Origin of the sequence: Bifidobacterium hapali (genome assembly GCF_002259755.1) — a bacterium.
Classification (GTDB): domain Bacteria; phylum Actinomycetota; class Actinomycetes; order Actinomycetales; family Bifidobacteriaceae; genus Bifidobacterium; species Bifidobacterium hapali.
Window position 1 is genome coordinate 16,137 of sequence record NZ_MWWY01000017.1, and the last position, 11,562, is coordinate 27,698.

General features: G+C 55.7%; 8 protein-coding genes and 1 pseudogene. 6 read left to right on the forward strand and 3 right to left on the reverse strand.

All coding sequences use genetic code 11. The features are described from left to right. The first annotated feature begins 161 nt into the window (after window positions 1-161). The 5 genes from BHAP_RS03905 to BHAP_RS11595 all read left to right on the forward strand — a co-directional run bounded on the left by BHAP_RS03905 (window position 162) and on the right by BHAP_RS11595 (window position 7,907). Window positions 162-2,084: a DUF4012 domain-containing protein gene (locus BHAP_RS03905; RefSeq protein ID WP_158216421.1), complete on the forward strand. Its 1,923-nt coding sequence runs from the start codon at window positions 162-164 to the stop codon at window positions 2,082-2,084. Window positions 2,085-2,141: 57 nt separating this feature from the next. Next, complete coding sequence (locus tag BHAP_RS03910) at window positions 2,142-3,593, forward strand: polysaccharide biosynthesis tyrosine autokinase (RefSeq protein ID WP_094729453.1); 1,452 nt, start codon at window positions 2,142-2,144, stop codon at window positions 3,591-3,593. 173 nt (window positions 3,594-3,766) lie between these two features. After that, the gene (locus tag BHAP_RS03915) at window positions 3,767-4,921 is read left to right on the forward strand and encodes a glycosyltransferase (protein ID WP_094729454.1); all 1,155 of its coding nucleotides are present in this window, start codon (window positions 3,767-3,769) and stop codon (window positions 4,919-4,921) included. Beyond that, window positions 4,918-6,666 carry a glycosyltransferase gene (locus tag BHAP_RS11860; RefSeq protein ID WP_094729455.1) on the forward strand — a complete coding sequence of 583 codons (1,749 nt, stop codon included), beginning with the start codon at window positions 4,918-4,920 and terminating at the stop codon, window positions 6,664-6,666. The genes BHAP_RS03915 and BHAP_RS11860 overlap by 4 nt, the downstream gene beginning before the upstream one ends. Window positions 6,667-6,749: 83 nt before the next feature. Continuing rightward, a complete protein-coding gene (locus BHAP_RS11595; protein WP_211279684.1) occupies window positions 6,750-7,907 on the forward strand; it encodes a hypothetical protein in 1,158 nt (385 codons plus the stop codon). Between the two features lie 91 nt (window positions 7,908-7,998). On the opposite strand, the gene BHAP_RS03930 is transcribed toward BHAP_RS11595, so the two are convergent. From BHAP_RS03930 to BHAP_RS03940, 3 genes are all read right to left on the reverse strand, one after another. Further along, window positions 7,999-9,399: a hypothetical protein gene (locus BHAP_RS03930; protein ID WP_143248726.1), complete on the reverse strand. Its 1,401-nt coding sequence runs from the start codon at window positions 9,397-9,399 to the stop codon at window positions 7,999-8,001. Window positions 9,400-9,433: 34 nt separating this feature from the next. Then, the gene (locus tag BHAP_RS03935; protein ID WP_158216422.1) at window positions 9,434-10,012 is read right to left on the reverse strand and encodes an arsenate reductase/protein-tyrosine-phosphatase family protein; all 579 of its coding nucleotides are present in this window, start codon (window positions 10,010-10,012) and stop codon (window positions 9,434-9,436) included. Between the two features lie 117 nt (window positions 10,013-10,129). Continuing rightward, window positions 10,130-10,756 (reverse strand): hypothetical protein, encoded by a 627-nt coding sequence (locus tag BHAP_RS03940; RefSeq protein WP_143248727.1) that lies wholly within the window; start codon window positions 10,754-10,756, stop codon window positions 10,130-10,132. Between the two features lie 228 nt (window positions 10,757-10,984). Between BHAP_RS03940 and BHAP_RS03945 the strand changes: the two are divergent. Next, window positions 10,985-11,562: pseudogene (locus tag BHAP_RS03945) on the forward strand (integrase catalytic domain-containing protein); the annotation flags it as partial.

The window sequence follows — 11,562 nt, forward strand, 5'->3', positions numbered from 1 at the left end:
TGTTCGGGGTGGCAGTTTACCGCCTATGATGGGGATGGTATATCCATAGGCTGGCAAGTAGGGGTTTGTTTCGTATGACATCGTCCGATGATGAGCATCAGCAGCATGGGGACGAATTTCGGTGTGACGTTCCTCCGGCACCTCCGGTTCCAATACCGGAGGTGCCCGTAGACGATCAGGGTGTTGACTCAAATGACCCGAAGGATGACGGCGGCATCGCGACCCCCGATCTATCGGGTTTTACCAAGTCCATGCTTGAAGATGACGCTCCTCACGGCACTCGCCGTCGCATGAGTGCCGAACATATCGCACGAATCAAGCGCAAGCATCGTCGTCGCCGTATTCTGCTGGTCGTCTGTGTGCTGTTGCTGGCGTTGATCGCATATGCCGCATACATGGGGTATTCTGCGCTGAAGGTCAAGCGAGGGATTGAACAGGCTGTGCAGGGCGCGTCCGCCGTGTCATCAGCCATCCAGTCCGGCAACACGCAAGCCGCCCAGTCGGCCATTGCACAGTTCTCGCAAGGTATAGACGAAGCATATCGGCAAACCAGTCAGCCGGCATGGGCTGTGCCCACATTCATCCCATATTATGGCACTGACGTCAGCGTCGTCCGCAATGTCATCGAGATCCTCAACACCATATCCGATCAGGCTTTGCCCGAGTTAAGCACTTCCGCTGCAAATCTCAATATCGATTCGGTCAGCATCAAGGATTCCACGATTTCCATGCCGGGGCTCGCTGAATCGGCCGAAAACCTTGCCCATGCCAGCACCGTGCTCAACGACGCCAATGTCGAACTGAATAATCTGCCCACGCCGCATATCGCGATGCTCGCCAACGCCCTCGATCAGGCCACTGCCAAGTTCGGCAGTATTGCAAACCTTGTCGATGTGTTCTCCCGCATCGCACAGGTCGCTCCTGGCATGCTTGATCTGAGTAATTCTTCGCCCAGAACGTATCTGGTCATTGCGCAGAACAATGCCGAAGTCCGTCCCACTGGCGGTTTGCCGGCGTCATGGGGAACGCTGAGCGTGCGGGGCGGTGCAATCAGTATCTCCGATTTCGTACCGGAAACGCAGCTTCCGTTGCTGGACCGTCCGATTCTTGAGGAAACCACTGAGGAACTGGGCCTGTTCGGTGAGAAACTCGTCACCACGCCGCATGACGTGAACTTCACGCCTGATTATCCACGTGCCGCACAGCTTGCACAGGCTATGTGGAAGAACGCCAAACAGCAGGACACCGATGGCGTGATCATGATCGATCCGGTATTGTTGCAGGATCTGCTCAAGATCACCGGCGGCATGACGACGTCGGCTGGAACCAGACTCGATGGAACGAATACGGTGCAGTATCTGCTGCATGACATATACTATGAGAATCTCACGCCCGACGAACAGGATAGGGTGTTCTCCAGCGTGGCGCATGATGCCTTCCAACATGTCGTCTCTTCGGCGAATGGCAAGTCGAGCGCACTGCTGCAAGCGGTCATGACGTCCACTTCCAATGGACATCTCAAAATCTGGTCATCTCATCCTGACGAACAAACCCATTTGAGCGGGTCCGTCATTGCGGGCGAGCTGGAAACAAAACCGGCGGAGCCCACAGTCGGCGTGTATTTCTCCGATGGCACGCAAGGCAAGATGGATTGGTATCTCGACCGATCGATCACCACCAAGAAAGCCAAGACGCTTTCTTCCGGAGCCCAGAATTACAGTGTGCACATCACCATGAAGAACACGCTGAACGAGTCCGACGTGGCCTCGTTGCCGCGCTATGTGTCCGGTGAGGGCATGTCCGAGCGCTCGGAAGATGTACAAGTCGGGGAGATTTGGACGATGGTGTATGTCTACGCGCCAGCCGATGGCAGACTGGTGGACTGGAAGCTAAGCGATGGCAAGTCCTTTGACACCATCACCACACACAAGGGACTTACCGTGGGAGCGAAACGCGTGGTACTCAAGCCGGGAGAGACGTTTACGTTCGACGTGACCGTGCAGGCATCGTTCCGTGCGGTCGGCGAACGACTGGCGATACGCCAGACTCCTTTGATGCGGGACGAAACCGAGAGTTCTCGGTAAGTCCTCCCGATAGACTGAGACGAAGATCATCGTGTGGAAAGAAGAAGGAGCAAGTAGGTGAATATCTCTGATCTGTTGAAGATCCTGAGGAAGTTTTGGATTGTCGAACTGGTCATCGTTGCGGTGGTTACTGGTGCCACTGCATGGATGGTGAAGTCTGAGACTCCTATCTATAGTTCAAGCACGCAGGTGCTGGTTCGTGCGCAGGCCGAGAACACAGATCTGAGCTCGGTCAACGCCAGCCTGTATGCCATCAGCAACCAGATGAGTACATATACCAGCTTGGTGAAGACAGAAGCCGTGCTCCAGCCGGTGATCGACAATCTTGGATTGAAAACGACCACGGGAAATCTTGCAAATAGCGTATCTGCGGATACTGCAACCGGCACGTTGATGACCATCACCGCAAACGACACCGATCCGCAGACCGCCGCCGACATAGCGAACGAGGTGGCGAAGAGCCTGAACGAGTTGATCGTCAACAAGCTGTATACCGATGGCGGCAAGCTCACCACACCGATCAAGTTCAATGTGGTTCAGCAAGCGTATCCGGTCACGACGCCGATTTCCCCAAATGTGAAGGGCGACATCTTCAAGGGCGCTCTTGCGGGTGTGGTCTTAGCGGTGTTCGTGGCTCTCACGCTCGGTTTCATGGATCAGAAGATCCGTCAGATTGCCGATGTGGAATCGATCGTCGATAGTCCGGTCGTCGGAACCGTACCTCGCAATTCCGTTTTCGGTGGTACCGCGCCGGTCATCGTCGCGCAGCCTGGTGGTTCCGCGGCTGAGGATGTCCGTCGTATTGCGGCGAACCTCATGTTTGTGGTTCCGGAGGACGTGTCCCATTCCAACATCATCGTCGTCACGTCAGGTTCGGCCGGCGAAGGCAAGTCCACGCTGTCAGTCAATCTTGCGTCAGCCTACGCCGAGAAGGGCGATTCCGTGTTGCTGATCGATGCGGACCTTCGTCATCCTACCGTGGCTAAGTATCTTGGCATCAACGGTTCCGTCGGCTTGACCCACTTGATCACCGGCCGCGCCGATTCTAAGACCGTGATCCAGCGGTATTGGAAGCGCAATTTCCATGTGTTGCCTGCGGGCGCACGTACCGCGAATCCGAGCCTGTTGCTCAATTCGTCCACAATGCGTCAGGCACTGGAGCAGCTGGCCGAGCATTACGATCACATCATCATCGACACCACGCCGATGGATGTGGCCAACGATGCCGCGATCTTCGCCAAGAACGGCGCGCTCGTAGTCCTCGTCGTCGGTGAGAACGTGGCCACCAAGAAGTCCCTGCGTGGCGTGGTCAACGAGTTCAAAATGATTGACGCTTCGCTGACCGCTACGGTGATCAACTTTGCCGAGAAGGAAAAGCACAAGGGCAAGAATTACTACTATTACGAGGATGACAAGGCATCCGGCAGCAAGCATGCCGCTACGGATTCGGCGACGGCAGTGCAGACCGACGGAGACGCACCTTCCTTGGTGAAGGGAACCGCCGCGTAATGTGCCGTACGGCGCTGCTTCGTGGCTGACACTGGTGGCTGGTGCCGCTTGATGTCCGTCCTGGGTTGCATTTGGTCTGTTTCGCTCCGGCGGCACTTCCTGAATAGACCTCGGGATTCATTCAGGAAGTGCCTGTGCCACCTGAAAGATCGTTGTAGACGTGGGGAATCATTATGAAGAAGACGAAGGTATTGCTGGTACTGGAATCGCAGGGTGGTTCGCGCCGGCATGTGGTCGATCTGATCGACGGCCTTGATCCTGAACGGTTCGATCTTGCGCTGGCATATGGTACTTCGCGCATGGATGCTCAATTCGTGAACGATATACCGCGGCTGAGCCACCTCGTGCGGATGATTCCGTGCAATCGTTTGGTACGGCGGATCAATCCGCTGGACGATCTGGCCGCGTTCGGTCAGGTACGCCGTGCAATCCGTGAGTTCCGGCCAGACGTGGTGCACTGTCACAGTTCAAAGGCCGGCATCATCGGACGGTTGGCCGCAATGGTCGAACGTGTGCCGCTGGTGTTCTACACGCCGCACGCGTACTCGTTCCAAGCACCTGAATTCCATGGTGTCAAGCGTTCCGTATTCGTGGAACTGGAGCGTTGGTTCAGTCGTCATGCGACGACGAAGACGTTTAACGTTTCGGCAGGGGAACGCGATGCGGCATTGGCTCAACGGCTGGACGACCCGCATAAGTTCCAGGTGATCGTGAACGGTATTCCCGACACTCCTGTGGTGACGAAGCAGGAGGCTCGCAGAATGCTGCGGATGCCCGAACAGATGATGGACGCCATTGTGGTGGGGGTTACCGCTCGCATGGTGGAACAGAAGGATCCTATGACGTTCACGCGTATCGCGGCACAGATGATCAAACGGCATCCGCAGATGTACTTCGCCTATGTCGGCGATGGCCCGTATATGGGTGAACTGACCGATTATCTGCGTGCTCAGGGTGTACTCGATCATGTGTTTCTGCCGGGATACCGTCAGGATGCGGATACCATCGTTGCTGCGTTCGATGTGTATCTGCTTACTTCGCTGTACGAAGGCATGCCGTATTCGCTGATCGAGTCCATACATGCCGGAGTACCGGTGGTGGCGACCCGCGTGACCGGCAATGACGAGGTAGTGGAACCGGGAGTCAACGGTGCTCTGTTCGAGGTCGGTGACGTGGATGACGGCGTGAAGCAGTTGGAAACTGTGATGGACGCGCATTTCAAGCCGGAAGACATTCACGAATCGTATGTGGAGCGATTTACCTTGGATGCGATGGTCAACGCCGTCGCAGCGAACTATGAGGGACGCAGATTGAAGGAGACCGCATGATCGTTTACAAACTGTGGTACCGAATCACCGGCCTATTGCTGAAGCTACTGTATAAGCTCACGTATGGCAAGCATATGCGTTGGGGACGTAATTTCCATATGCGCAAGGGATTCCAGGCTACCTGTGATTCCGCGGACGGCAAGCGGACCGGCGATATCGTGATCGGCAACGATGTGTTCTTCAACAACGGATGCGGTCTGCATGCGATGAACCGCATCGAAATCGGCGATCAGACCGTGTTCGGCGAGAACGTGCATGTGTACGATCACAATCATCGGTTTGCGGATCCGACCGTCTCATATAAGGATCAGGGATACACCACCGCGCCGGTGACGATCGGCCGCCACTGCTGGATAGGCTCGAACGTGACGGTTCTCAAGGGAGGCTCCATCGGCGATAATTCCGTGATCGGAGCCGGTTGCGTTATTTCGTCCCCGATTCCCGCCAATTCCATCGTGAGACTCGATGCCGCGTCGCTTAATGTGGAACCAATTCGCCGTGCCGAGCATTCTTCGGTTTCCCCTGATGGGACAACTTCCACGCAAGGGTCGGCCGGCGCCGACGGTAGTCCGGTTCCGTCGCCGTTGCGTGTTCTTGTACTTGATACGGTCATGGACCGCGGCGGTGCCGAAACCATGATGATGAACTACCTGCGTCATATGGATCGCAGCAAGGTCACCTACGATTTCCTCGTCAACCGCGACTATCGGGCCGCCTATGAGGACGAGATCGAAGCGCTCGGCGGTCACATCTACCGCATGTGCCCGATGTACCCGCAGTATTTCGGTCGGTACAAGAAAGAATTCCGTGCATTCTTGGCTTCGCATCCCGAATATCGCGTCATCCATTCGAATCTGGAGGAGCGCAGTTATTTCGGCCTGCGTATCGCCAAGGAGATGGGGGTGCCGGTTCGTATAGCGCACGCGCATAATCGTCCGGTCGGTTTCGATTTGAAGTCGATATTCCGAGAATACTTCCGTATGCGTTTGCCCAAGTACACGACGCATATGTTCGCGTGCGGCCAGGAGGCCGGCGATTGGTTGTTCGGGAAGAAGAACCGTGCCAAGGTCATACAGCAGCGTAATGCCATCGATACGGCACAATACCGTTACGACCCTGCGGTACGGTCCGAGGTCCGTGCCGAGTTCGGTACGGCGGAGGGTACGTTCGTGCTCGGTCATGTGGGTCGTTTCTTCCCCCAGAAGAACCATGTGTTCCTTATCGATATCTTTGCCGCGCTGCACAAGATTCACCCGAACAGCGAATTGTGGTTGGTCGGCGGCGGAGAGCTGAACGATGAGCTAAAAAATCAGATTCGTCAGAAGGTCGATGCTCTCGGACTTCATGACGCGGTTCGCTTCCTCGGCGTGCGTTCCGATGTGAATCGAATCATGCAGGGCATGGATGCATTCGTGTTGCCAAGCCTCTTTGAGGGTTTGCCGGTCACCATGATCGAAGCCCAGTCCGCAGGATTGCCATGTACGATATCTGATCGAGTGCCGGAGCAATGCAATATCACCGGTGACGTGCAGACCGTTCCGCTTGATGCCGCACCTGAGCAATGGGCTGCACGCATTCTGTCCCAGGTCGATGCGTGGACTGTTGATCGCCGGGAAAAGGGTACCGATAAGGTCAAGGCCGCCGGCTTCGACATCGTCAGCAATGCCGCATGGCTGCAGGACTTCTATCGTGATGCTTTGGCTAAAGCCGAACGCGGACGTACCGGCATGAACGGTGGTATGTGATGGCGCTTTCCTCTCGACGCGGCGGCAAACACAAGGCGGAGTGGGATTCCGACGTCTACGCATACAAGAATCTCGCCATACTGTTGACGATTCCGGTGATGGTTCTGGCCAAGCTCATCGTCGCCTATGGTCTGCCGCCGAAGTATTTCTACGACAACAACCGCATTCTGGGTATGGTCACCGGCGGCGGTACGATGCAGGCTTGGGAAGGCAGTTACCGTGTCGCATCCGACCTGTTTACTAGTCTGGATGTGTTTCATTTCCAGACCATGCTTGACTGGTCATTAACGCTGGGTGTGATCGGTACTGGGCTGCTTATGCTGTTCATGTTGCGCATGCCGCAGATCGACCTGCTGCAGATGCTGTTTTATCTGGCCAGCGTGGGATTGCTGAATATCTATGTCTTCAACATTGGCAAGGATGTCATCCAGTTCACGTTCTTTCTGGCGGCGTTCATCGTATTGTTGCTGCCGATCGACAAGGTCATTGTCAAGATCGCGCTGATCGCCGGCATTTTGTGGTATGAAAGCACTTTTTTCCGTTCGTATTATGTGCTGATCGCCGCGTTGTTCATTGGCGTGTATGTGGTATTGACGGTTTTCCGCAAACTCACCGATTCGTTTTCCGCGCTTACCGGTATTGCGATCATCGTGACGTTGTTCGTCATGGTCTATGTGATGATGCTGGTCGTGGAGCGCGTCATGCCGGATGAATACCGTCAGGTGCTGACAGTCCGAGGGGCGCAGACCCAGGGTCGTGAGGATGGCACGGACTCCGTGACCGTCATCCTGAACCTGCTGCCGGGAAGCGGGCTGCCGGGGTTCATGTGGAATTACGTGCTGAACGCGTTGCGTATGATGTTCCCGGTCGAATTGGCGCTCAAGGGCGTGTATTATTTGCCGTTCTTTGTGTTCCAAGCATTGGTGGCGTTTTATGTGGTCAATTTGCTGCGTTCTATTAACTCCATTCGTGATGAAACCGATGTGCTGGCATTGTGTGTGTATGTAGGCTATGCCTTGGCATCATTTATTTTCGAGCCTGATTTCGGCTCATGGGTACGCCATGAAGCGGCTACATTCCCGATACTGCATCTGTTGATCTTCTCCAAGAACCAACAGCTGTCAGTCATTTTCGCATCACTCAAGAGGGTTGATCAGGGTAGGGTTAATCGGGGTGCGAAGAGCGCAGGAAAAGAACGCTCCGCAAAAGAATACTCCGTTAAGGAAGCCCGCAAACGGTGAACCGGCTGCGATGCGTAGAGACTGTGATATTGCTCGGTAACGCCTGCCGGACCGGTTACCGGATCAGAACTGAGCCATGACCTAACATGACCTAAAAGTGGCCGAGGGTCGGAGTATGGTTCGATGCGCCGCTGTGATGTATCGTAACCGCATGCGTCGAGATTGCCCACAGAAACAATGGCAGGGCATAGAAGGCGTATGCCTCGAACTGAGCGTACAGGTATGCGAGTAGCAACAGCCAGCAGATGGTGGTTTTGTTCCACGCGTGATGCTGCGTGATATATCGGACAAACAGCACGACGGCGGCAACGAACAACAACAGTCCGAACTCGGCGATGAATGACGTATACAGATTCATCGTGAACACATTACCGGCACGATTCGTCACTGTCTCCAATGGCGTGCGCAACTCGCGAATTTCCTGTGTCATCATGCCGCCGTTCGACTGGTACCATGCCAGTGTATTTGCGTACCCGCGTTCCATCGCTGCGGCAAGGTTGCCGGCACCGAAGCCGAACAACAGATGTGTGATATCGTGAATGCCGGCGAATAGCGGTGCTACTGAACGGAAAATACGTGCAGACATCGACGTATCGCCTGCGAATAATCCGCGTGACAGCAGCATTTGCAACCTAGGTTGGCTGGCCAGTATCGCTATTGCTGCGGCAGCCGTTACAACGCCTGCCGCGATGACACCTGCGAACAGACGTCGATTACGCATCCCGTTATTGATGATCGTGCGCCACGGGCAGGCCGAGATCAGACACAGCATGCCGGCGACCGCGCTATCCAATACGATTCTGACGCCGGCTCCCATCACCAGAGAGCCAGCTGCGAAAATCCCAATCAATACGGACAGTCTGCGGTCACGTGAAATCCAATACATCGGCAGTAATACTCCGAAAAGATGCATGCCGATATAACTTGGTTCTGCAAACAGGAACTGCGGGCGAACCACATAGTATGGTCGCAGATACATGGCCATCAGCGGATTGCGCAATGCTGCGACATCACAATGATTGGGTTGGATGATCCATGTGAATACGCCGAACAGGAACGCAAAACCGTATGCGTAGATCAGCACGGTCACGGCGTTTCGCATTGGTAAGTGTTTTATCGACCATGCGACGGTGAACGAAATCAAGGTTGACACCGCAAACAGCACAGACAGCATGGTACGAATCAGATACACGGCGTTGACGCCAACCGTCAGCCAGTCGAAAGCGCTGAACAACAGCATGAAGGCAATGAACGCGATCAGTATCGGGAATCTGCGAAGAACACGAAGCGACAGCCTCGCATTGCACACTGCATACGCAAGAAACAATGCCGGAGCAATAGGCGACCAGTATGGCATTTGCACGCCGAATACAGTGCCGTCAACGGGCATGAACAGTAGCGCAGCATACCATAACACGTCGGTTACATCGCACAGCAGGAAGGAGGTATCGGCATGTGTGCCGCGTGGGGAAGGGAACGAGTGTCTGCTCATGGCATGTCTAAGGCGGCTGAAACGGTCTGACCAATTACGCATGTTGGGGTATGCTGGCCGGTGCGATAGCCGCCGCGATACGCATAGCGGCATTGGCGATGAGTCGATGAGCCAGTTCATAGGTGGCTCGATCATGGCGGTGCGGATCCGGTATTTCTTCGGCACGCGGCATTAGCGGCCTCATGAGCGGAGCGTCATCAATGAGACATTGCAACCGTTCCTGAGCAGTAGAGCCTTCCGGGCCGCCCTGTTGCATATCGCTGTCGCACAGGTTGGCGAAGTCGGTGAACAGGAACGTATGCCGTAATGCCAGTGGAGCATCGCGTAAGAGATCATCCAGGTGTTCGTGTTCAAAACATAGCACCAAATCAGCTTCCCTGACCATCGACGGCGTGCATATCGTAGAGCGAAATGCCGATGCATCGATACCGTCTTCGGACAGCAGTTCCGCGCACGTGGGATCAATCGGTCTGGGCTGCAGGTGCAGGATGCCAGCACTGGATATGGTGATATCCGTTCGACTGATCCGCTGCGTTTCCAGAGCTTGCCGAAGCAGATACTCAGCCATGGGTGACCGGCAGATATTGCCGGAGCAGACGGTAAGAATGTGCATGATATGAATTCCATTCCGCATGAGTCAGAAGTGAGACCTGTACAAATATGAAGAGGGCGGGGAATTGACCCCGCCCTCAGAGAGAACTCATAGCTGATATGACCTATATGGCGTCTTTCAGCGCTTAGCCTGCTTGCGAACCACGAACATGGCAACAGCGGCAGCTGCCAGCAGAGCAGCGACGATCGCATACGGCATCACAGCAGCACCAGTATTAGGGTTCTGCTTGTCAGTGGAGCCATTGTTGTTCGGCAGAACCTCAGACGCAGCGCATTCGCCAGTTGCGGCAATCTTGACGGAGCCGCTGTACAGCACCTTCGACAGCTCAGCGTCCTGAACCTGAGCGGAGGTCAGTTCACCATTGTTGTTTCCGGACACCTTGTCCTTGCCGAGGTACACGTTGTAAGCGAGCTCGCCGCCCTTGCAGGTGGCTTCCTTGGTGAGCTTGAACGTGAACGTGGCAGTGGGATTCTCCTTGGTAACGTGACCGGCGTAGAAAACTGCCGGATCATCGATGGTCGCCGCAGGTATGACGGCGGAGATGAGATCCTCGTCGGCTTCGACATATACGTACTCACCGTACTGAGCGATCTCCTGAGGATCAAACGTAACGGTAGCGGTAGCAGTGCTGCCTTCGACTGTCACGTCCGCACCGTATCCATCAGCCATAGCCGGAGCAGCGCCGAATCCAACGCAAGTCACCAATGCTGCAGCTGCTGCAATGGCAGCAGCAATCCTCTTCATGAACTTCATCTTTCCCTCCAACCTTGCGATATCGCAAAGATAGTACGTAAGCCCTATTCGGAACGTTCGAACTATATTGGCTCTATCGCTCCGCACATGGCCGAGTATACACCCTATTGCGACCTTTTCCAGTGGCTCGACGTGACTCACGTTTTTTGAGCGCGTAATGGCTAGTGGTGCCTCATCGGAAATGAGCGCGAACGGTACCGGTCCTGTTTGGCTTGTCGTATGGAAGGCAAGATCAGCATGGCGACGAAGCGGCAGGTCACCCTGAGGTTCAGGGACGAGTACATGAAGGCATCGAAGAAGGACAAGGGGCGCATCCTCGACGAGATGTGCTCCGTGCTGAAGATCGGCAGAAGCACCGCGAGGCGCAGGCTCACCGAGGCCGGCACGCAGCCGCGCGAGCTGCCGGCGGCCAGGAAGACACGGCCGAAACGGTATTCGGAGCAGTCGCGCGAGCTGCTGGTGCGGGTGTGGCTGATGATGGATCTGCCGTGCGCGAAGTACCTCAAGCAGATGCTGCCCCTGTGGCTGCCCACGCTGAGAGCCCGTGGCGAGCTTGCCGAGTACGACGGGTTCGCGTTCAACGAATTGATGGCGATGAGCCCGGCCACGATGGACCGGTACCTCAGGAAGACGAGGGACGCGGCGCGTCCGAAGGGCCTGGCGGGCACGAGGCCCGCGTGCGAGCTTCTGCGCAACTCGATCACGATCAGGAAGGCGAGCGACGAGCTGGACGGGCTGCCCGGCAACGTCGAGGCCGACACCGTCGCCCACTGCGGGCCGAGCCTGAGAGGCGAGTT